At 42.8% G+C, this 21,111-nt stretch carries 19 protein-coding genes and 1 tRNA gene; 4 read left to right on the top strand and 16 right to left on the bottom strand.

Annotated features, from left to right (window positions below):
* Positions 1-210: 210 nt before the first annotated feature.
* From secF to AB4135_RS19940, 6 genes are all read right to left on the bottom strand, one after another.
* Entirely contained in the window at positions 211-1,158 is a 948-nt protein-coding gene (secF, locus tag AB4135_RS19965) for a protein translocase subunit SecF (protein WP_371995185.1), read from the bottom strand.
* Positions 1,159-1,170: 12 nt separating this feature from the next.
* Positions 1,171-3,021 carry a protein translocase subunit SecD gene (secD, locus tag AB4135_RS19960; protein WP_371995184.1) on the bottom strand — a complete coding sequence of 617 codons (1,851 nt, stop codon included), beginning with the start codon at positions 3,019-3,021 and terminating at the stop codon, positions 1,171-1,173.
* A gap of 17 nt (positions 3,022-3,038) precedes the next feature.
* Positions 3,039-3,371 carry a preprotein translocase subunit YajC gene (gene yajC / locus AB4135_RS19955; RefSeq protein ID WP_020911830.1) on the bottom strand — a complete coding sequence of 111 codons (333 nt, stop codon included), beginning with the start codon at positions 3,369-3,371 and terminating at the stop codon, positions 3,039-3,041.
* 30 nt (positions 3,372-3,401) lie between these two features.
* Complete coding sequence (tgt, locus tag AB4135_RS19950; protein ID WP_371995183.1) at positions 3,402-4,535, bottom strand: tRNA guanosine(34) transglycosylase Tgt; 1,134 nt, start codon at positions 4,533-4,535, stop codon at positions 3,402-3,404.
* 183 nt (positions 4,536-4,718) lie between these two features.
* The gene (gene queA / locus AB4135_RS19945; RefSeq protein WP_371995182.1) at positions 4,719-5,756 is read right to left on the bottom strand and encodes a tRNA preQ1(34) S-adenosylmethionine ribosyltransferase-isomerase QueA; all 1,038 of its coding nucleotides are present in this window, start codon (positions 5,754-5,756) and stop codon (positions 4,719-4,721) included.
* 140 nt (positions 5,757-5,896) lie between these two features.
* Positions 5,897-6,058 carry a hypothetical protein gene (locus tag AB4135_RS19940; protein ID WP_371995181.1) on the bottom strand — a complete coding sequence of 54 codons (162 nt, stop codon included), beginning with the start codon at positions 6,056-6,058 and terminating at the stop codon, positions 5,897-5,899.
* A gap of 153 nt (positions 6,059-6,211) precedes the next feature.
* Between AB4135_RS19940 and AB4135_RS19935 the strand changes: the two genes are divergently transcribed.
* Complete coding sequence (locus AB4135_RS19935; protein WP_371995180.1) at positions 6,212-6,808, top strand: ACP phosphodiesterase; 597 nt, start codon at positions 6,212-6,214, stop codon at positions 6,806-6,808.
* A 113-nt stretch (positions 6,809-6,921) separates the two neighbouring features.
* On the opposite strand, the gene AB4135_RS19930 is transcribed toward AB4135_RS19935, so the two are convergent.
* On the bottom strand, positions 6,922-7,248 hold the full coding sequence (locus AB4135_RS19930; RefSeq protein WP_371995179.1) for a hypothetical protein: 327 nt from the start codon (positions 7,246-7,248) through the stop codon (positions 6,922-6,924).
* Positions 7,249-7,503: 255 nt separating this feature from the next.
* Here AB4135_RS19930 and AB4135_RS19925 point away from each other — a divergent pair, with 255 nt between their 5' ends.
* On the top strand, positions 7,504-8,157 hold the full coding sequence (locus tag AB4135_RS19925; RefSeq protein WP_371995178.1) for a pseudouridine synthase: 654 nt from the start codon (positions 7,504-7,506) through the stop codon (positions 8,155-8,157).
* Between the two features lie 83 nt (positions 8,158-8,240).
* On the opposite strand, the gene AB4135_RS19920 is transcribed toward AB4135_RS19925, so the two are convergent.
* On the bottom strand, positions 8,241-8,654 hold the full coding sequence (locus AB4135_RS19920; RefSeq protein ID WP_371995177.1) for a hypothetical protein: 414 nt from the start codon (positions 8,652-8,654) through the stop codon (positions 8,241-8,243).
* Between the two features lie 318 nt (positions 8,655-8,972).
* Here AB4135_RS19920 and AB4135_RS19915 point away from each other — a divergent pair, with 318 nt between their 5' ends.
* Positions 8,973-10,340 carry a Gfo/Idh/MocA family oxidoreductase gene (locus tag AB4135_RS19915; protein ID WP_371995176.1) on the top strand — a complete coding sequence of 456 codons (1,368 nt, stop codon included), beginning with the start codon at positions 8,973-8,975 and terminating at the stop codon, positions 10,338-10,340.
* A 105-nt stretch (positions 10,341-10,445) separates the two neighbouring features.
* On the opposite strand, the gene sstT is transcribed toward AB4135_RS19915, so the two are convergent.
* The 7 genes from sstT to AB4135_RS19880 form a co-directional block, all read right to left on the bottom strand.
* Positions 10,446-11,666 (bottom strand): serine/threonine transporter SstT, encoded by a 1,221-nt coding sequence (sstT, locus tag AB4135_RS19910; RefSeq protein WP_371995175.1) that lies wholly within the window; start codon positions 11,664-11,666, stop codon positions 10,446-10,448.
* A gap of 189 nt (positions 11,667-11,855) precedes the next feature.
* Complete coding sequence (locus AB4135_RS19905; protein WP_371995174.1) at positions 11,856-12,758, bottom strand: chemotaxis protein; 903 nt, start codon at positions 12,756-12,758, stop codon at positions 11,856-11,858.
* 78 nt (positions 12,759-12,836) lie between these two features.
* The gene (locus AB4135_RS19900; protein ID WP_371995173.1) at positions 12,837-14,381 is read right to left on the bottom strand and encodes a phospholipase D family protein; all 1,545 of its coding nucleotides are present in this window, start codon (positions 14,379-14,381) and stop codon (positions 12,837-12,839) included.
* 27 nt (positions 14,382-14,408) lie between these two features.
* Positions 14,409-14,879 carry a dual specificity protein phosphatase family protein gene (locus AB4135_RS19895; protein WP_371995172.1) on the bottom strand — a complete coding sequence of 157 codons (471 nt, stop codon included), beginning with the start codon at positions 14,877-14,879 and terminating at the stop codon, positions 14,409-14,411.
* Between the two features lie 53 nt (positions 14,880-14,932).
* Positions 14,933-16,255, bottom strand: coding sequence for a DEAD/DEAH box helicase (locus AB4135_RS19890; protein ID WP_371995171.1), 1,323 nt, complete (start codon positions 16,253-16,255; stop codon positions 14,933-14,935).
* A 129-nt stretch (positions 16,256-16,384) separates the two neighbouring features.
* Positions 16,385-16,912, bottom strand: a complete 528-nt coding sequence (locus tag AB4135_RS19885) for a methylated-DNA--[protein]-cysteine S-methyltransferase (protein WP_371995170.1) — start codon at positions 16,910-16,912, stop codon at positions 16,385-16,387.
* Positions 16,909-18,438, bottom strand: coding sequence for an Ada metal-binding domain-containing protein (locus AB4135_RS19880; RefSeq protein ID WP_371995169.1), 1,530 nt, complete (start codon positions 18,436-18,438; stop codon positions 16,909-16,911). The genes AB4135_RS19885 and AB4135_RS19880 overlap by 4 nt, the downstream gene beginning before the upstream one ends.
* A 171-nt stretch (positions 18,439-18,609) precedes the next feature.
* Between AB4135_RS19880 and AB4135_RS19875 the strand changes: the two genes are divergently transcribed.
* Entirely contained in the window at positions 18,610-20,439 is a 1,830-nt protein-coding gene (locus tag AB4135_RS19875) for an ABC transporter ATP-binding protein (protein ID WP_371995168.1), read from the top strand.
* A 540-nt stretch (positions 20,440-20,979) separates the two neighbouring features.
* Here AB4135_RS19875 and AB4135_RS19870 read toward each other — a convergent pair.
* A tRNA-Ala gene (locus AB4135_RS19870) sits at positions 20,980-21,055 on the bottom strand.
* Positions 21,056-21,111: the final 56 nt, after the last annotated feature.

Here is a 21,111-nt window from a genome sequence, read left to right as displayed (position 1 = left end):
AGCTATTTTAGCTATTTTAGACCGTCATAAAATAGCCTTCCATGCTACTGCTAAAACAATATCACTGTCGAGCGCTGTTTTGAGCTTTAATACAAATCACCACAATCGGCTAGATTACCAAGCAATATCAACTCATAAAGGATAAACATCCAGCACAAAAAACAAAAAGGCCACCTATATAAGGTGGCCTTTAGCACTAATAACAGTACTTTATGGCATCAAAGTATCTTGATCTGCGCCCTCTTTTTCAATCTCAACTGGCATCATGTGTTCACGATTGATCCCAAGTTTAATCGCTAAGAAACTTGCGACATAGATTGATGAGAACGTACCGACGAAAATACCCATAAGCAGAGCAGTCGCAAAGCCATGGATCATCGTGCCACCTTTAAGGAACAAGGCTACAACAACGACAAGCGTGGTACCTGTAGTAATAATCGTTCGACTCATCGTCTGAGTGATTGAGGTATTGACCACATCTTCAGGGCTACCTTTACGTAGCTTGAGGAAGTTTTCACGAATACGGTCAAACACAACAATGGTATCGTTGAGTGAGTAACCGACAACGGTTAACAAACCAGCCAGTACGGTCAAATCGAACTCTAGTTGGAATATTGAAAACACCCCAAGCGTAATGATGACATCGTGAGCCAATGCCGCCACAGAGCCTAATGCTAGACGCCATTCGAAGCGGAAAGATACATATATAAGAATACATATCAACGCCACTAGAACCGCTAAACCACCTTGTTCAGCAAGCTCTTTACCGACTTGAGGGCCAACAAACTCAACACGCTTTTGAATAACAGCAGAATCGAGTTGAGTCACGGCTTCCATAACATGAGCGACTTGAGTGTCACTCTTTACGTCTTCTTTTACAGGAAGACGGATCAGAATGTCGCGGCTTGAACCGAAGTTCTGTACCACTGCACCGTCAGTTTCTTCCGTAGAAAGTCCTTCACGGATAGCCACTAAATTCGCTGGGTTAGAAAACTCAAGCTCAACAACCGTACCACCGGTGAAGTCCAAGCCCCAATTTATACCTTTAGTTGCTAGAGACCCAAGAGAGCCCAGCACTAATATCGCAGAAAGGATACTAATAGGTACAGCATGGCGCAGGAAGTTGATAGAGCCTTTGATATTTAAAATCTGAAACATTTCAACTTCCCCTTAGATAGACAGTTTCTTCACGCGCTTACCACCCCAGATCGCGTTCACAATAGAACGTGTTCCGACAATAGAGGTAAACATCGACGTGGCGATACCGATCATTAAGGTAACCGCAAAGCCTTTAACAGCACCCGTACCAACCGCAAATAATATTAGTGCAGTCATAAAGGTAGTAATGTTGGCATCGGCAATGGTTGAAAATGCATTACCATAACCTTCATGAATCGCTTGCTGGATACTACGGCCATTACGCAGCTCTTCACGAATACGTTCGTAAATAAGCACGTTACCATCAACCGCCATACCGACAGTCAGCACCATACCTGCGATACCTGGCAGCGTTAAAACAGCGCCTGGGATCATCGACATAACACCCACAACCATCACTAGGTTAGCTGTTAATGCAAGGTTAGCAATAAGACCAAAACCACGGTAGTAAACCAACATGAAGAGAAGCACGACTGCCATTCCCCATATCATTGCTTGCATACCGTTTTCGATATTTTCAGCACCTAGGCTTGGACCAATAGTACGCTCTTCAACAATGTATACTGGCGCAATCAAGGCACCAGCACGCAGTAGCAACGCAAGGTTTTGTGATTCAGCATGACCAAGACCAGTGATGACGAAGTTACGACCAAGACGAGCTTGAATCGTGGCAACTGAAATTACTTCTTCAATCTTCTTCATCTTCACGCTGCCATCAGCGTTCTTCTCACCGGTATCTTTATACTCAATGAATAAAGTCGCCATAGGGTTACCTATGTTGTCTTTAGTCACATTGGAAAAGATTGAACCACCTTTAGAGTCTAAGTTAATAGACACTTGTGGACGGCTGTACTCATCGTAGCTAGGTTGTGCACCTTGGATATGGTCGCCCGTTAGCATCACAGCTTTTTTAAGCACGACCGGACCACCTTCACGGCGCTGATAAACCTCAGAGCCAGCAGGAACACGACCACTTGCTGCAGCTTGAGCATCTGCATTTTGGTCAACCATATGGAATTCAATTGACGCAGTCGCACTCAGAATTTCTTTTGCACGAGCAGTGTCTTGAACACCAGGCAACTCTACAATAATACGCTCAGCGCCTTGACGCTGTACTACTGGCTCGGCAACACCAAGTTCATTAACACGATTACGTAAAGTAGTAATATTTTGCTGCAGTGCTTCTTCCTTGATCTGTTTTAAATAAACATCACTCGGATTAGCAACCAGAAAATAATCATTACCAGAAGAGCGGTCGGTAAAGACCATGTCAGCGCTACGTGATTTTAAGAAACGCTCGGCATTCGCTAACGTTTCTGCATCACGGAACTTGATTTCGATGCCTCTGGCGCCATTACGAATACCCGCATAGCGAATTCTCTCAGCGCGTAAATCAGCTCTGAAGTCAGCCACTTTAGCTTCGGTCATTTTACGCACGGCTTCACCCATGTCGACTTCCATCAAGAAGTGAACACCACCACGTAAATCAAGACCTAGCTTCATAGGCGAACCGCCCATAGCTTCTAGCCACTCAGGTGTTGCAGGTGCAAGGTTTAGCGCTACCGTAAACTTATCACCAAGAGCATCGGCAATAGCTTCTTTAGCAAGCAACTGATCTTCACCATTGCCAACACGAACTAATAATTGACCATTTTCAAGCTCAGATCGCTTAACAGCAATGCCTTTGCTTACTAATACATCATTTACTGCCGACTGAGTCGACGCTGTCACCTCAGCTCCTCGGGTTGCAACCACCTGTACAGCATGGTCCTCACCGAATAGGTTTGGTATCGCATAGAATCCACCTATGGCGATGATAATCACCACCATTAGGTTTTTCCACATTGGGTATTTATTTAACACGCCATAGCCCTCTTGGCTTAAAGTGACTTAATAGAGCCTTTAGGCAATACCGCCGCAATGTAATCCTTTTTAATCGTGATTTCGCTAGTTTCATTAATCGCCAACAAAACGTAGTCGTTCTCATCACTGATCTTAGCAATCTTACCTAAAATGCCACCACTGGTTAGCACTTCATCACCTTTGCTCAACGAGCTCATTAGGTTCTTATGCTCTTTTACGCGCTTAGATTGCGGGCGGAAAATCATAAAGTAAAAGATAAGGCCAAAAATGACCAACATGAAAATAAGTTCCATAGTGCCGCCAGCGCCGCCTACAGGTGCATCTGCTGCATATGCATTTGAAATAAACATAGTTGTCTCTTCTTATTGTCTGAGTAAAAATTAATCGGTTAATTCTGGAACTTCAGGTACTTCCCGGCCTTGGCTGGTATAGAACTCTGTAACAAAGTCGTCTAATGTACCTGTCTCAATCGCACCACGCAAACCTTCCATCAATCTTTGGTAATAACGAAGGTTATGAATGGTGTTTAATCGAGCGCCTAAAATCTCATTACAACGATCTAAGTGGTAAAGGTATGCCCGTGAATAATTTTTACAGGTATAACAATCACACTTAGCATCGAGTGTTGAAGTATCATCGCGATGCCGTGCATTACGGATCTTGATAACACCTTCACTGGTAAACAAGTGACCGTTTCGAGCATTACGTGTTGGCATAACACAGTCAAACATATCTACGCCGCGACGTACGCCTTCAACTAAATCCTCAGGTTTACCGACCCCCATCAAGTAACGTGGCTTATCCGTTGGGATTTTAGGGCAAACATGCTCGAGGATACGATGCATATCTTCCTTAGGCTCACCAACAGCGAGTCCACCGACCGCGTATCCATCAAAACCGATGTTAACTAGGCCATCAAGGCTTTCGTCACGTAGGTCTTCATAAACACCGCCTTGAATAATGCCAAATAAAGAGTTTGGATTTTCAAGCTTGTCGAATTCATCTCGTGAACGCTGTGCCCAACGCAGTGACATCTGCATCGATTTACGCGCTTCGTCTTCTGTTGCTGGATATGGTGTACACTCATCAAAAATCATCACCACATCACTGCCCAAAGAGTTTTGGATCTGCATCGATTTTTCTGGATCAAGGAAAACCTTTTCTCCATTAATCGGTGAACGGAAATGTACACCCTCTTCGGTGATCTTACGGATATCGCCCAAACTAAACACTTGGAACCCACCCGAATCGGTCAAAATTGGACGCTGCCAATTCATAAAGTCATGTAGGTCGCCGTGCTTACGCATGATCTCTTCACCAGGACGCAGCCACAGGTGAAAGGTGTTACCGAGTAATATATCAGCGCCGGTTTCACGTACTTCTTCAGGCGTCATCCCTTTAACGGTACCGTAGGTACCTACAGGCATAAACGCTGGAGTTTCAACAGTTCCGCGTTCAAACACTAAGCGGCCACGACGGGCGCGACCTTGGGTTGTATCTAATTCAAATTTCATTATTCACCTCGCCAGAGAAACAGTCTGACCTGAGTTAACTCATCAAATGAGTTGTAGATTAACACTAGAGATAAGGGCGGCAGATTGAGTATCAACCCTTATCAATAAAATAAGTACCAAAATGAGGATAAAAAAATACCCACCTCATCTATTTGGGTGGGTATTTTAAAGCATATTTAAAGATTAGTTCGCTTTTTTAGTCACAAACATGGCGTCGCCATAGCTAAAGAAGCGGTATTTTTGAGCAATCGCATGCTGATAGGCGTTTTTTACCTCATCGAAGCCAGCAAATGCGCTAAGCAACATTATTAATGTCGACTCTGGCAAATGAAAATTTGTCACCATTGCATCGACAACTTGGAACTGATAGCCAGGGTAGATAAAAATATCAGTATCACCACTAAATGCTTCTAACTCAGCTGCTGATGCTCTCGCGGCACTTTCTAGTGAACGCACTGATGTTGTCCCTACTGCTATCACTCGATGACCGTTTGCTTTAGTCGACGCAATGAGGTCAACGACATCTTGCGAAACTTCAGCCCACTCCGAGTGCATTTTATGATCAAGGATCTCATCAACTCGTACGGGCTGAAAAGTACCAGCACCGACGTGCAAGGTAACAAAGGCCGTGTTTACGCCTTTGTCTTTTAATGCTGCTAGCATTGCATCATCAAAATGTAAGCCCGCTGTTGGCGCGGCGACTGCACCAGGAGTTTGGTTGTAGACCGTCTGATAGCGTTCTTTATCTGCATCCTCATCGGGCCTATCAATATAAGGCGGCAATGGCATGTGCCCTACTTCTTCCAATACTTCTAAAATAGTTTTATCTGATTGTAACTCTAGTTCGAATAAAGCGTCATGACGGGCGCACATCTTCATTTCGTAACCATTATCGAGACAAATAATATTATCGACTTTAGGCGACTTAGAGCAACGGACATGGGCCAAAATACGTTTGTCATCGATCATCCGCTCAACGAGTATTTCTAACTTACCACCTGATTGTTTTTTGCCAAATAAGCGCGCAGGAATGACTCGGGTATTATTAAATACCATTAAATCACCAGGCTGCACTTTTTCAAGAATGGCGGTAAATTGCAAATCGGCTAATGCGCCGCTGTTACCATCTAACGATAAAAGCCTCGAAGCTGTGCGCTCTGCCGTCGGATAACGCGCAATAAGCTCATCGGGAAGTTCAAAAGAAAAATCTGCAACACGCATGGAAAGTCTCTACTGTCTCTAAATCGGCGGCCAGTCTATGACTAGAGAGAATGAAGATCAACAATTGAAGTACATTTATTCCGCATAATCATTCTAATATAGAGGTGCTAACGCTTTTTATTGGTAATTTGTTAGCTATATTACGCTTTATCCTGCTTTATCTCTTCGTCTGCGGTATCAGAATCTACGTCAAAATCTTCAATACGATAGCTATGCTGCTCAAAGGGAATATCTATGTCTACTTTTCTGCGCTGCGGCTGCTCTGTACGAGTAAGCTTTTTTGATAACCAGTTCCACATCATCCTTGATCCTCAAACCGTTAGTTGGATAGTTAAATTGTCATAAAGCGATGCACGTCCATGAAGCAATTCTTAAAATAAAATTTGTAATAAAGAATTTCCTTCGCATCGCGCTGCATGTTACCGTGAAAGTACTCATATCACCAAGTATAAAATATGAACTTTCTTGCCCACCTACATTTAGCTGACGTCAGTCAGACCTCTTTAGCAGCAAACATTGCTGGCGATTTCGCCAAAGGTAGTATCGAACACTTTCCAAAGCACCTACAACAGGGGATCTGGCTGCACAGGCAAATAGATCAACTCACTGACTCCCATGAACTCACGAAAGAGTTGTTACAGAAATTCCCAAAATCACTCACTCGAGCAGCGCCAATTATCATTGATATCTGTTTTGACCACATGTTGGCAAAATATTGGGATGAATATCATCATTTAAGTCTCGAAGCGTTTGCAGCCAAAGCTTATGATGCAATCGATGACTGTCAGCAACTACCTGATGGATTGCTATCTATTGCGCCTAAAATAAGGAAAGAGAACTGGCTCGTCGCCTATCAAAGCCGTAAAGGCCTCAATCAGACTCTCGCTTCTGTCGCTAAGCGGGTTTCTAAGCCTGAAATATTTAACGGTGCTCAAGAAACGGTAAAAAAATTGGATATCGAAATAGAAACAGCTTTCCGAACTTTTTACCCACAATTGATGGCATATAGTCGTCTGTGGACACGTAACACACCTCAAAAATATCTAGGATGAGTATAATTTTTAAAGAATGAATGGAAGTATAGGAAAAGAGCAGCATAATACTACCGACTGCAGCGACGAATACTCAAGCTATAGCAAGGCGCACGGTAGTATTGCAGATTGAGCTAGTTACTCTTTATAGAGTTTGAGGTTCCTCTATCTGCAACGTTTCCAGCGAACCTTTCCGCACCATCCCTTTCTCTGTCTCGCTGTTTTTGAGTAGTACAGCGACGGCTTTTCATATGCGTACCAGTTCTTCTAATTGATTGGCATTGATAACCTATCGCTGCAAACGCTTCATCTTTTTCAGCTTTGGTTGAAATCGTTGCTGCTTTACTATCATTAGCTACTTCAGAATTAACGGTAACAGGTGTCGAACTACATGCAGCACTCGTTAACATTACACCTAAGAGCGATAATACCCGAACATTTAATAATTTGCTTTTTATCATATAAAAGCTCCATTGTTTGTAATTACCCTTCTTTGCAAAGGGCAAAGCTTCCAACCATAGAAGCTATATTCTTTTACAGCTAAAACGCCAAATAAATCAAGTTACTTAATAATAATCATTCAAAATAATGACCTACATCCAAAAAACCTAGACTTTAGCACTACGGAAAGGGTCGACTTATCTATATATTTCAGGAAGAATATCTATTCCTTGCAGAGGAATATTTGTTAGAATTGCGCTGTAACAGGAGAACCCATGCAAATATTCACCTATCAGCCCCCTACTATTCCTTGGTTAGATGTTCGTTATGTCGACAGGGACATCATCATCATTAATAAGCCTTCAGGTTTACTGTCTAATCCAGGTATAGCGGATTATACCCATGATTGTGCATTGACTCGGATCCAGCAACGATTCAAAGATGCTATTTTAGTGCATCGACTAGACTGTTCAACGTCAGGGATTATGGTATTTGCTCGAAATAAAAAGGCAGAGTCCAACCTGAAAACTCAGTTTCAAGATCGAAAAACACAAAAAACCTATATCACTGAAGTCAGTGGCCATCTCAAAGATGCACAAGGAATGATTGAATTGTCTATTGCGGCCGATAAAACCAATCCACCAAAGCAGCAAGTTTCAGCGACAGGTAAGGCGGCAATTACTCATTTCAAAACACTAGAAGTTAGAGCTAACAGCACGTTAGTAGCACTTAAGCCCGTTACAGGCCGAACTCATCAGCTACGAGTGCATATGCTAGCGATCGGCAATCCGATTTTAGGTGATGACTTTTATGCAGAACAACACATTATAGATGCAGCACCTAGATTAAAGCTCCATGCCCAGTCTTTAAGCTTTATCCATCCATACAGTGGCAAACAGATGCATTTTTCGAGTCATTGTTCTTTTTAATTCGATAGGCTAAATAGTATTAAACGGGTACAAAAAAGGGACGTTTAGCCCCTTTCTCATTGATTCACTAAAAACTTAAAAGTCTAAGCGGCTTCAACGTCATGTTTAACTGCGGTGTAATAGCATAAGCTGGAATTGCAAAACATAAGGTCATTACTGGCTGTGAGCATAAAATATTCGCCAAAAATATTGCCACCTTTGTCCTCTAGCTTTACGCCATCATCTGTATGCTCAGAGGTCATTTCATCTAAACTGTGGCAACCATCGTTATACCAAGTCTCTAAATAATAGGTCTCAGCCTGCTTATAAACTGTAATTTTATCGCCTAGTAACGGCCTTTCATCGACCCAGCGACCGACGATTTCTCGGTTTTCAACAGCGTCAACTTTCGAAAATAAACGCTTACGCTTTTCAACTACTGACATCTCCATCTCCTTGAGCTTGGTGCGGTTCTCAATTTGAATAACTTCTTTTGCCTTATCGCGTACAACAGCCATCGAATTATCTACCCCGAAACAGTTAACCAATCATTGTTTTATTATGTATATCAATTGTTAAAACCGGTAATGCTATCGCTAAAGCGATTACCTTGTAACTTAAATTGTATCGCACAATAAAAATAAAAACGCGATTCAAGTCACTTTATATGCATTACTTTAGTAAATTTGAATAAAAACGCAAGTGCAACAAACCGTAACGAGTTTTTTAGCCTATTCATCGAAAAATTTGATATAACTTTGTTTGATTATAAAAACAAAGATGAACATATCAGCAAGTTCGCTGCTCTACTTTATAGCGACGTTATAGGACAGATAATGAAATTCAATCGCAGACACTTTCTAAAAACTGCCGGTATCGCCGCAGCAAGCCTTGCCACCCCCTCTTTTGCTGCAAGCTCAAATACTGTGCCACCTCCTCCAACCCAGGGGAAAAGTGTAATGGGGCTGATAGCCCCAAAAATGGAAACGGTTAGAGTCGGGTTTATTGGTGTTGGCCAACGTGGCTCAGGTCATGTGAAGCACTTTTGCCATTTAGAGGGTGTCGAAATTGTCGCAATATGTGATACCGATACAGCAGTACTCGACAGATCGATTGCATTTGTAGCTGAACAAGGACTAAAGACACCTGCGCGCTATAGCGGCAGTGAAAAAGCTTATCTTGAATTACTCAGTCGCAAAGATATTGATATCGTGATCATCTCAACCCCATGGGAATGGCATGCTCCAATGGCTATCGATACCATGGAAAGTGGTAAGCACGCTTTTGTTGAAGTACCACTCGCGCTCTCCGTCGAGGAGTGTTGGCAAATCGTTAATACTGCCGAGAAAACTCAAAAAAATTGCATGATGATGGAAAATGTCAATTATGGCCGTGATGAGTTAATGGTACTTAATATGGTTCGCCAAGGCGTGTTTGGTGAACTGCTGCATGGAGAAGCGGCATATATTCATGAGCTTCGTTGGCAGATGAAAGAACTCAATCAAAAAACAGGCTCATGGCGTACCTATTGGCATACTAAACGTAATGGTAACCTATACCCGACTCATGGCTTAGGGCCCGTCTCGCAATATATGAATATCAATCGCGGTGACCGTTTTGATTACCTCACCTCAATGAGTTCACCAGCGCTAGGTCGGGCATTGTATGCACAACGTGAATTCCCAGAAGATCATGAACGCAATCAGCTCAATTATATAAACGGCGATATCAATACCAGCTTAATTAAGACCGTTAACGGCCGTACCATTATGGTACAGCACGACACCACAACGCCAAGACCATACAGCCGCCATAATCTGATCCAAGGTACTAATGGAGTATTTGCAGGTTTCCCAAATAGAATTGCAATTGAAAAAGGGGGCAACGGCAATTTCCATAAGTGGGATATGGATATGAGCAAATGGTACGACAAATATGACCATCCTCTTTGGCAACGAATGGGGCAAGAGGCAGAGAAAAATGGTGGCCATGGTGGCATGGACTTCTTAATGTTGTGGCGAATGGTGTACTGCCTTCGTAATGGCGAAGCCTTAGATCAAGATGTATATGACGGTGCAGCATGGTCAGTGGTCAACATATTAAGCGAAGTGTCGGTGAATAACCGCAGTAATTCAGTCAATTTCCCAGACTTCACTCGCGGCGCTTGGAAAACCGGTAAGCCTCTAGGAATTATTGGTGCTTAGCTCTACGCTTACTTGTCATCTCGTTAATAAAAAAGCCCCACAACACTGTTGTGGGGCTTTTAACCATAGCCAATAGGTTTATTAGCTATTGAATGAAATTGCTGATTAGCTCTCTTTACGTTCAGCAGCTTCGCATGCTGCGGCGGTAAAGATAACATCTGTAGAACTGTTTAAGCCTGTTTCAGCTGAATCTTGGATCACACCAATAATAAAGCCTACCGCTACAACCTGCATTGCCACATCATTTGATATGCCAAACAAGCTACATGCCAGAGGGATAAGCAGCAAAGAACCACCTGCCACACCTGAGGCTCCACAAGCAGATACCGCAGCCACAACACTCAGCAAAATAGCGGTCAATATATCAACCTGTACACCTAAAGTATTTACTGCAGCCAAGGTCAAAACAGTAATGGTGATCGCAGCTCCGCCCATGTTAATGGTGGCACCTAAAGGAATAGAAACTGAGTAAGTATCCTCGTGCAACTTGAGTTTTTCGCATAATGCCATATTAACTGGGATGTTAGCCGCGCTTGAGCGAGTAAAGAAGGCAGTAACGCCACTTTCACGCAAGCAAGTAAAGACTAACGGATATGGATTACGACGGATCTTGTAGTAAACAATTGCGGGGTTAACTACAAGCGCTATGATTGCCATTGCACCGAGAAGCACTGCTAGCAATTGAGCATAACCGGCAATTGCCGCAAAGCCTGTAGCAGCAAAAGTAGCAGATACCAGACCGAAAATACCAATAGGCGCTAAGCGAATAATAAAGCGTACCATTTGAGAGATACCATGGCTCACATCAGCAAAAACCTGCTTTGTTGAATCACTCGCATGATGCAGGGCAATACCTAAACCCACACCCCAAGCTAGAATTCCAATGTAATTGCCTGTCATTAACGCATTAACAGGATTATCAACAATTTTGAATAATAAAGTATTGAGGACTTCAGCAATGCCTTCTGGCGGCGTGGCACCTTGAGCGCCAGTCACTAGAACCAGCGTGGTAGGAAATGCAAAGCTCATGAGCACTGCGGTTAATGCCGCGCAAAAAGTACCAAACAAATACAACAGCACAATTGGGCGCATATTAGTTTTGGCATTCTTTTTCTGATTGGCAATAGAAGCGGCAACTAAGATAAAAACCAATATTGGCGCAATGGCTTTCAATGCTCCAACAAATAGCTCACCAAGAAATGCGACGTTTTCTGCACCCGTTTTTGAAACTGTCGCTAATACTACACCAGCGATAATACCCACGAGAATTTGTAATACGAGACTGCCACTTGCCATTCTGGCAAACAGTGATGTTTTTTGATTCATTACTTAACCTGTCTTTATAATTTTTAGTTTTTATTAATTTGATTTAAGGGCTAGCGATTAAGCAGTAAGCCTTAAATAAAATTAATCTTCCTTCAACAGTGTTTGTATCGGATGTGACCATAGTTGTCTACCTTTGCTAGACAATTAGAGCTGGTTATTACTCTGAGGTAGCATATTACTAACAAGCTACTAAATATTAGCAATGGCTTTTACTTTACTCGCGCCACGTAGCATCGCTTCAATAAGCTCATGGGCATCGAACTTTGTCAGCGCTTCATTAGCACCCACTTGATGGGCTTGGCTAACACTTATCTCACTCGATAACGAAGTATGCAAGATAATATAGGCATCTGCGATAGCGGGGTTATTCTTAACTTCAAACGCTAATTCATAGCCGTCAAGTCCTGGCATTTCGATATCACTGACTAAGATATCAATAGCATGACCATTTTTTTCAGCCCGCTCCATAATTGCAAGAGCGTGCTGACCATCGGCGGTCACCTGATAAGGGATGTTGATGCTATCTAACGCATCCGACAGTTGTTTACGGGCAACCATTGAGTCGTCTACCAGTAATATTTGTAGCGGCTTAAGCTGTTCACGCTGAACATCAGTCAAAATTGCCCGAGTTGTTTCAGGGCTAGCAGGAAACACTTTTGAAAGTAGCAGCTCAACATCCAATAGCTGAACTAATTTATCTTCGATACGTGTGACACCAGTTAAGAATGCATTTTTACCTAAGTTATTTGGCGGAGATTCAATATCTCGCCAATTACATTCGATGATTTTGTCAATTGAACGCACCAGAAAACCAATCACCATGCGCTGACAATCGGTAATAATAATATAACTGTCTTTTAGCTCTTCATCCGACATCGGCCGATAACCAATTGCGGCGGCCATATCAACAACGGGAATAGTGGTGCCGCGGATGGTTGCCGCTCCTAATATAGTCGGATGAGAATGAGGAATGACACTTAGCGGGCTATAGGGAACCAACTCCCTGACTTTTAATGTTCCCAGCGCAAAGAGTTGAGTATATGACAGCTGAAACAATAATAATCCTTGGGACTGCGTTGCCTTACTTTTCATTATATTGTTATCTCTTAGTTACTTAAGTCATCTAAATTTGCGCAAACAAACTTTACCTTAATCCTGTCAAACTCACAATTAAAGCTGTGATTCAATCGGTAATAATGCGATACAGTCAACTAAGAATTTGCGCCAAAGGCCTGCATCAGGCTCGCTATAGATCTCACGCCCTTTTAGATCGTCATGCCAAACAAGCTCATCATCTTCAAGTGATAATCGGTAGGTTTCTGCCGCTAAGCTAGTTTCAATGCCCTCAACCACTCCACCTGCTAATTTTTTATTGTGAATAATCAGCCCCATTTCTGTATTTAACCAAGCAGAACGAGGGTCAAAGTTAAATGACCCGACGAAGATGGAAGAACGGTCGATAATGAATGTTTTCGCATGTAAGCTACTCTTAGAACTACCCGTCCAGCTACTACTTTTTTTAACATTGAGATTGGCTTTAACTTCAAATATACGGACACCAGCCTCTAGAAGCCTTTTACGATAAGCCCGATAACCTGCATGCACAGCAAGTACATCTGTTGCAGCGAGACTGTTGGTTAACACCGTAACTTCAATTCCCCTTTTAACAGCATCAATTAGATTGCTCGTCCCCTCTCGAGTCGGGACAAAATAGGGCGATACAAGCAGTACCTCATTTTCAGCTTGAGACAAAAATGCGCCCAAGTCAGCCAACATACTGTCTGATTCAAATTGATGATTTTGTTTATCGGGTTGATCATAGATAAGTTTAGCTTGCCCCCAAAACCATGGCAGAGAGTGACTTTGCATTTTTTGGATCAAATCGCTGTCTAGTAACCGCTTAATGTAAGGGTTGTTGCGGTACTCAGCTTTAGCATTATCAACCACAGTCATTGCTTGTGCTAAATCTTGTTTACTCACCTCATACTTGGTAAGCGCATTGATGTCTACAGTCAGCGGGGCATTCCAATACAGGTCAAATTGATCTGACACCTCATCAACTGACTCCCCTATCGCCAATAAGTCAAAGTCTCCGAAATCAACATAGGTGTTATTTGAAAAATACTCGTTACCTATGTTGCGTCCACCAACAACTGTAAGCGTATTATCAACGGTAAGTGACTTATTGTGCATTCGATGATTTAGCCGAGAGAAGCTGCTAATAAAGGCGATGTTTCTAAAGGAACGCTCAAAAGATGGGTTATATAAGCGCACATCAATATTTCTATGCTTGGCTAATAAAAGCAAGGTGTCATCAGCGCCCTTAGTCGTCATGTCATCGAGCAGAATTCGAACTCTTACACCACGATCAGCGGCGTCCAGCAGGTGCCATAGCAACAATCGACCAGTATCGTCAGCGCGATAAATATAGTACTGCAGATCAATACTGCTTGATGCGGCATTGACTAAAGCTAGCCTTGCGATAAAAGCATCCACACCATCCGTGAGGGGCACCACACCAGTAAGATCTGGATTAGCCTTAAGATCGGAAGCCACATATTGTGAAAGCGCAGATTTGGGATCAACTGACAGCTTAAATGTTGCTGTCTTTTCAGGATAATGAGGAGCAGCTTGGCAGCCAACCAACAATGTAATGGCTGCCCAGAGCAATAGTAACTTTGCAGGAAAAGGAGATAGCAATCCGATTGCTTTCATTGAATAACTTCAGTTATTAACTAATACCTATTCTTGTAACGCATAAAGCACATCAAATGCAAATTGATCCCAGCCATCAGCGCTAAATGCGATATCACGAATTGCTCTTATCTGACTCACGGCATGCAATGGAGCTGCGCCGTTATCCATTAAATAGTAAGCCATGATCAAGCCAGTCCTATCTTTACCAGAGCGGCAGTGAATTAGAACTGTTTTATTTTGCGCTTCACATTGGCGAATATAAGCCAATGCCTGAGGAACTTGCTCTACGCAGTATTCTAGATCTCCCGCTTCAGGCGGCGCATTGCGCGAAAAAGGAATGCATTTGTATTCGATGCCTACTGAAGAAAAATCCTCATCTTCACAGGATTCACCATTATTAACTGAAAGAATGGCATCAATGCCCTCTGCTTTCAATTCTGATAAATCCCAAGCGTCTTTGTTGGGGCCACTGCGTCCTGCAATTTGTCCTTCTACTAACCAAAATAGGTGTTGCATACTTTGTCCTAATTAATCTTAGCGTTATACGAAGTAAAATTTACAATGGGTACTTATTTTTTTGCCCAAAGGTCAGCATTTGCCTTCGGCAATTTGTTGCGATGTTTCTTGCCAGTGCCAGCGGGTTTTGCCATCGGCTTCTCGATACGTGATGGACAATCTTCAGGCGCTTCAGCATCGGCTTCAAACCCTGGATGTTGTTCACGCTCAAGCCTTAGCTTGTTCTTTTTCTCTATCACTTTGAAATGTTGATACTCATCATGAGAAATAAGCGATAACGCTAGCCCCGCTTCGCCCGCTCGACCACTTCGACCAATTCGGTGCATGTAGTCTGCTGGGCTACGTGGTAACTCATAGTTGATGACGATTGGTAGCTTTTCAATATCAATACCACGAGCTGCGATATCGGTTGCAATAAGCACCCGAATTTCACCACGTTTAAAGCCATCAAGCACTCGCGTTCTTGCCCCTTGACCTTTATCACTATGGAAAATTTCTGCGGTTATGCCAGCATTATCTAACTTCTGAGCGAGGCGATTACAGGTATATTTTGCACTGGCGAAAATCAAGATTTGCTGCCAATCATTCTGTTTTATCAACTCAACTAACAGCGGTGTTTTTCGATTACGGTTAACAGTAATAACACGCTGAACTAAAGTGTTCTTCTCCTCACTCTGTAGCTGAACTTCTACTGGGTGATTAAGTAAGGACTGGGTCAGTACTGAGACTTCTTCAGGAAAGGTCGCTGAAAAAAGCAGTGTTTGTTTTTTAGCGGGTAATTTTTCTAGCAGCGCGGTTAACTCATCAGTAAAGCCTAGACTCAACATACGATCGGCTTCATCGAGAACAAGGCTGCTGACTTTATCAAGCTTAACAGCGTTACTAGCGATCAAGTCTAACAGTCTTCCAGGTGTCGCCACTAAAATGTCGGCGCCACCACGTAAACTCTGCATTTGACTGTTAGTTGATACCCCGCCGTAAACAGCCAGGACTTTTAGGTTTGGCTTTATGTTCTGTGCATATCGCATAAAGCTATCAGCAACTTGCTGGGCAAGTTCTCGTGTAGGAACCAATATTAGGCTAGATACACAGTTGCTTTGACGAGACTGCTTAGCAGATTTCGCAAGTAACTGAATAATCGGTAGTGCAAATGCTGCTGTTTTGCCTGATCCGGTTATCGCGCCGCCCAGTACATCTCTCCCTGCGATAACGGCCGGGATCATGCTCTGTTGAATTGCTGTTGGTGACTGATAACCCAATGCATCAAGTGTTGCTAATAATTCAGGGATTAGCCCTAAATCCGCAAAGTTTTTAAGTTGCGGCGTGTTTTCAGCAGAGGTTAAAGTCGCTGGCGTTGTTGGATCTGGCTGAGTCATATTTACAGGCGTGACCTAATCAAAAATAAGGCGGATATTCTACGCTAATATCGCTTAAAAAGCTTACCTTTGATGCTAAATAACACTCATCGACCTGTAAATTTCACTATGATACGAACTACCTGCTGATTAAATAAGTGAAATTCCCTCTAACTGCAACAGCTTTTGCTTCAGCGCTAAGCCATAGGCATAACCGGTTAATGTGCCATTTTTTCCTATCACTCGGTGACATGGCACGATAATAGCGATAGGGTTAGCACCATTGGCTGTCCCCACAGCTCTCACCGCTTTAGGTCGACCAATTTTCTCCGCGATATCGGCATAACTGCATGTATCACCATATTCTAGTTCGCTTAATGCATGCCACACTTGTTGTTGAAATTCAGTTCCTTGTGGTGCTAAAGCGACATTAAACCGTTGCCGCTTACCAGCTAAGTACTCAAGTAACTCATCTTTAGCTTGCTGTAGGTGCACTTCAGCAAGCGATGTCGATACACTATACCTAGAGGCTGTCAAAGATAACTCTCTTGTTTGCCAATCATCACCCGCTTGTGGCACAAAATTAAGGTGACTGATACCAGATTCATTGGCGCAAAGCGAAATAATGCCTGCACTCGTTTTAACATTGAGCTTGGCTAACGGTACTGGCTTCTTCATGATAAATTCCACAATTGAAATGTTAAGTAACTTCCCCACGGGCTAACGATTTTCGCTATTTCTTTGGTTAGTGCGCCGTAATCCAATGCCTCTGTTTCTCCTGTATTTTTCTGGTACTGCTGATAGAGAGCCAATACTCGTTTCTTGACGACCAGATCACCACATAACAATATGTCAGGATGACTTTCACCGCGCATTTGTGCATAAGCGCTGGTCCAAGGGCCAATCCCTTTTATAGATAACCAATCATTTAGCCCCCTATCGGGGTGTTGTACTACAAACTCACCTAAGCCGTTAAGTGCAAGCTTTCTTGCACCAGGCATTTTCAATTCATCTAAGCTAGCATTGGCCACGGCTTCAGCCGTAGGGAACAAGATAATCTCTCTGTCACTGATAGTACGACGTTCGCCGTAGGCTAGTACTAACTGATTTAATAGTTTTGAAGCTTGCACAATACTGACTTGTTGACCAAGTACAGCCCTGCAGCCTGCTTCAAAGGCTGACCAAGTACCTGGTAATCTTAAGCCTGGGATCATTAACGTTTTTAAGGGCGCAACTCCTGTTAACTCTTGCTCTATTGCCTGCATATTGGCATTTAGATCAAGTATCCTTTTAATATTACCAATAATAGCGCTAAGCTCTTTTAACCCTCGCTCATTTTCTAAAACTATATCAACGATAAAGCTGTTTCGCGCACTATTATGGTTGGCGTCGAAGTAACCACTTACACCATTGAGGCTAAAGCTGCGTCCGTAGTTGCTATCAGACGTTAACCACTCCATATTACTAACCGCTCTAACTTGATAAAAACCATGCTGTGGCTGCCATGCAAACGGCGGGCGGTATGATAACTCAACAGTTAATTTAACGGGTTCTGTTAAGTTAAATTGCGACACAGTACTTATAGACCCATCAGAGGAGCCTGAGTCGGGAACAAGAGATGCGGCCTGCTTCCTGAAGCTTGACGGCGTTAGTTTCAATGCCTGCTTAAAAGCCTCGTTAAAACGACGAATGCTGTTAAAGCCAGCCGCGAGTCCCACTTGAGTAATGGTCAACTCGGTCTGATGCAGCAATTGTTTGGCAAACATTAGCTGCCGATATAGTGCATATTGTTTAATAGAAGTTCCAACGCCTTCGCTAAAGAGCTTGCGAAGATAGCGACTACTTACTCCTAGTTTTTCTGACAGCTGTTCAATATTGATAGCGTCAGCACCTGTTAGTGCGCCATCTTCTATGAGGCGTATTGCCCTTTCTAAAGTAGTGAGAGTACCCTTCCAAGCGAATGAGCCTGGTGCACTGTCTGGGCGACAACGTAAACAGGGCCTTAGGCCCGCATTTGCCGCTTTTAATGGCGAATCAAAATAACGTACATTTTCTTCCTTCGGACTAACGGCTGGACAGATACTGCGGCAATAAATGCCTGTAGTGAGTACCCCAGTAAAAAACTGGCCGTCAAACCTCGCATCTCGCGCCAGCCTTGCTTTACGGCAAATTTCGCTATCAATTATACAATCGTGGTTGACCATCTTTTTTCCGAAGAATAATTAGCTTAAGTAAATATTATCATTTAACTGCGTTATAACTAGCGGAAAACGGAACTGAATATAAATAACGATTTCATGCCCTATTTACTCAAGACCTTGTATGCTAACGCTACTAAGCAACATTTCCGCAACGAATAAACACAGAGACAATAAATGTTTAAAAGATTTGAATCTTGGGTAAATGCCCTACCACCAGAAGAACCAGAACAACCACCAAAGGGAATATATGCCTTTTGCCGACACTATACCAAAGGCTTTGAAATTCCACTGGTTATTATGTCTATCTTAACCGCTTTACTGGCGATTTTAGAGGTGTCTTTATTTGGTTTTATGGGCGATTTGGTTGATCTGCTGATCAATAATGACCCTGAAACTTTATTCGAAAAAGAGGGAGTCAAACTGCTTGGAATGACTATTTTAGTATTAGTCGTTATTCCTGTTTTAGTCTTATTACATGCATTGATTGTTTATCAGGGCTTGCTCGGCAACTATCCTATGTCAATCCGCTGGCTGGCTCATCGTTATTTACTTAAACAAAGCGTATCGTTTTACCAAAATGACTTTGCAGGAAGAATCGCCACTAAAGTGATGCAGACTTCACTTGCTGTGAGAGAAACAGTTACTAAGCTATTGGATGTATTAGTTTATATCTTAGTATATTTCACCTCGATGGTGGTGATGATAGCGAAAGCGGATCTTAGGTTAATGTTACCTATGTTGGTTTGGCTTCTAATCTACATTGGCTTACAAGTTAGGTTTTTACCACAGCTGAAAAAGGTATCGACAGAACAAGCAGATGCGCGATCAAACATGACGGGACGTATCGTTGACAGTTATACCAATATCGCGACCGTTAAACTGTTCTCCCATACCCAAAAAGAAGCTGAATACGCTAAAGGCAGTATGACCACTTTTCTTCATACTGTTTACCGACAAATGCGCCTCGTCACCAAGATAAACGTAAGTGTACAGATCATTAACTACGTGCTGGCCTTTAGCATCGCGGCAACATCAATCTGGCTATGGCGAGACAGTGCAATTACTGTTGGAGCCATAGCTATTGCTATCAGTTTGTCTCTGCGGCTTAACGGTATGTCGCAGTGGATAATGTGGGAGATTAGCTCGCTATTTGAAAATATCGGTACTGTAGCTGATGGTATGAATACATTGTCTAAACCGACCGATATCACCGATATTAAAAATGCACCAGATCTTAAGGTCGATAAAGGCGGTATTAACTTTGATAATGTAAGCTTTCACTACGGTGAAAACAGTGGCGTTATTGACGGACTCGATCTCAACATTAAAGCCGGCGAAAAAGTTGGCCTTGTTGGTCGCTCTGGCGCCGGCAAATCTACTTTAGTCAACTTACTGATGCGTTTTCATGATGTTGAGTCAGGAAGAATACTCATTGATCAGCAGGAAATAACTCAAGTCAAACAGGACTCGTTGCGCGCGCATATTGGCATGGTAACTCAGGATACCTCCCTACTTCATCGCTCAATTAGAGAAAACATTCTTTATGGAAACCCCGATGCATCTGAAGAGGAGTTAACGAGTGCAATCAAGAACTCACAAGCTTATGAATTTATTCAAACTCTGACAGATCCAGATGGTAACATAGGCCTTGATGCTCAGGTTGGTGAGCGCGGCGTAAAATTATCGGGTGGTCAACGTCAACGGATTGCCATTGCGCGTGTACTTCTCAAAAACGCACCTATTTTGTTACTCGATGAAGCCACATCTGCATTAGACTCCGAGGTAGAAGCTGCGATTCAAGAAAGTCTATATCAGCTAATGGAAGGTAAAACGGTAATTGCAATTGCACATCGCCTATCGACAATTGCCGCTATGGATAGACTCATAGTCATCGATGAGGGCAAGATTGTCGAGCAAGGTACTCATCAAGAATTGATTAATGCCAGTGGCATATATGCCCAACTGTGGGCACATCAAACTGGGGGCTTTCTTGGGGTTGACTAGTTAGAGATAATTTATACAGCAACAATCACTAATAAAGCCACCTTCAAGGTGGCTTTATTTTATCCTTGACTGAAACTTGAGACTGTTTTTAATAGCTCAGTGATAAATACAACCACGAGCGAGTAAAGTTATCTTGCTCCTATATCCATATACCCGTGTATTTATGCATTCACAATAACTAACCTCCATGAATGGGGGGAAATCCAAAGTATGTCTGGAACATGCAAGACCATGTTGCGTACAACGTGTGAAGAGCATCATGATTCTAGGTTTAAGCTGGTTAACGCCATAAGTGCTAAACCTAGTCAGTATGGAGTGTTTTTGACCTGCGACTTCTACGTTGAATGAGGTCATGAGGGAGTAACCATGATGTCACTCATTCGCTTTGAATTAGTTCGGAAAAACACTCTGAGTAGTTCAACGTCTTATACCGATTACGATTAGGCAAAGAATGATTACTCCATTGCCAGCGAGTGAACTATAGTTACAAAAAAACCACCTTGCGGTGGTTTAAAGTATTCATCAAATTATTGATAAATATGGTGGAGCCTAGCGGGATCGAACCGCTGACCTCAACACTGCCAGTGTTGCGCTCTCCCAGCTGAGCTAAGGCCCCATTCTACGCAAACATCGTTAGCATAAAATAGAAAAATGGTATCCCCAAGGGGATTC

The organism is Shewanella sp. 10N.286.54.B9, from assembly GCF_041468565.1.
GTDB lineage: Bacteria > Pseudomonadota > Gammaproteobacteria > Enterobacterales > Shewanellaceae > Shewanella.
The sequence above is the reverse complement of the archived record's forward strand: the minus strand, read 5'-3'. Positions and strand labels throughout refer to the sequence as shown.

What these genes read in the sequence shown, in the direction of transcription:
- secF (WP_371995185.1), bottom strand. Translation starts at nt 1,158, where the DNA reads ATGTTTCAGATTTTAAATATCAAAGGCTCTATCAACTTCCTGCGCCAT.
- yajC (WP_020911830.1), bottom strand. Translation starts at nt 3,371, where the DNA reads ATGTTTATTTCAAATGCATATGCAGCAGATGCACCTGTAGGCGGCGCT.
- tgt (WP_371995183.1), bottom strand. Translation starts at nt 4,535, where the DNA reads ATGAAATTTGAATTAGATACAACCCAAGGTCGCGCCCGTCGTGGCCGC.
- queA (WP_371995182.1), bottom strand. Translation starts at nt 5,756, where the DNA reads ATGCGTGTTGCAGATTTTTCTTTTGAACTTCCCGATGAGCTTATTGCG.
- AB4135_RS19940 (WP_371995181.1), bottom strand. Translation starts at nt 6,058, where the DNA reads ATGATGTGGAACTGGTTATCAAAAAAGCTTACTCGTACAGAGCAGCCG.
- AB4135_RS19935 (WP_371995180.1), top strand. Translation starts at nt 6,212, where the DNA reads ATGAACTTTCTTGCCCACCTACATTTAGCTGACGTCAGTCAGACCTCT.
- AB4135_RS19930 (WP_371995179.1), bottom strand. Translation starts at nt 7,248, where the DNA reads ATGATAAAAAGCAAATTATTAAATGTTCGGGTATTATCGCTCTTAGGT.
- AB4135_RS19925 (WP_371995178.1), top strand. Translation starts at nt 7,504, where the DNA reads ATGCAAATATTCACCTATCAGCCCCCTACTATTCCTTGGTTAGATGTT.
- AB4135_RS19920 (WP_371995177.1), bottom strand. Translation starts at nt 8,654, where the DNA reads ATGGCTGTTGTACGCGATAAGGCAAAAGAAGTTATTCAAATTGAGAAC.
- AB4135_RS19915 (WP_371995176.1), top strand. Translation starts at nt 8,973, where the DNA reads ATGAAATTCAATCGCAGACACTTTCTAAAAACTGCCGGTATCGCCGCA.
- sstT (WP_371995175.1), bottom strand. Translation starts at nt 11,666, where the DNA reads ATGAATCAAAAAACATCACTGTTTGCCAGAATGGCAAGTGGCAGTCTC.
- AB4135_RS19905 (WP_371995174.1), bottom strand. Translation starts at nt 12,758, where the DNA reads ATGAAAAGTAAGGCAACGCAGTCCCAAGGATTATTATTGTTTCAGCTG.
- AB4135_RS19900 (WP_371995173.1), bottom strand. Translation starts at nt 14,381, where the DNA reads ATGAAAGCAATCGGATTGCTATCTCCTTTTCCTGCAAAGTTACTATTG.
- AB4135_RS19895 (WP_371995172.1), bottom strand. Translation starts at nt 14,879, where the DNA reads ATGCAACACCTATTTTGGTTAGTAGAAGGACAAATTGCAGGACGCAGT.
- AB4135_RS19890 (WP_371995171.1), bottom strand. Translation starts at nt 16,255, where the DNA reads ATGACTCAGCCAGATCCAACAACGCCAGCGACTTTAACCTCTGCTGAA.
- AB4135_RS19885 (WP_371995170.1), bottom strand. Translation starts at nt 16,912, where the DNA reads ATGAAGAAGCCAGTACCGTTAGCCAAGCTCAATGTTAAAACGAGTGCA.
- AB4135_RS19880 (WP_371995169.1), bottom strand. Translation starts at nt 18,438, where the DNA reads ATGGTCAACCACGATTGTATAATTGATAGCGAAATTTGCCGTAAAGCA.
- AB4135_RS19875 (WP_371995168.1), top strand. Translation starts at nt 18,610, where the DNA reads ATGTTTAAAAGATTTGAATCTTGGGTAAATGCCCTACCACCAGAAGAA.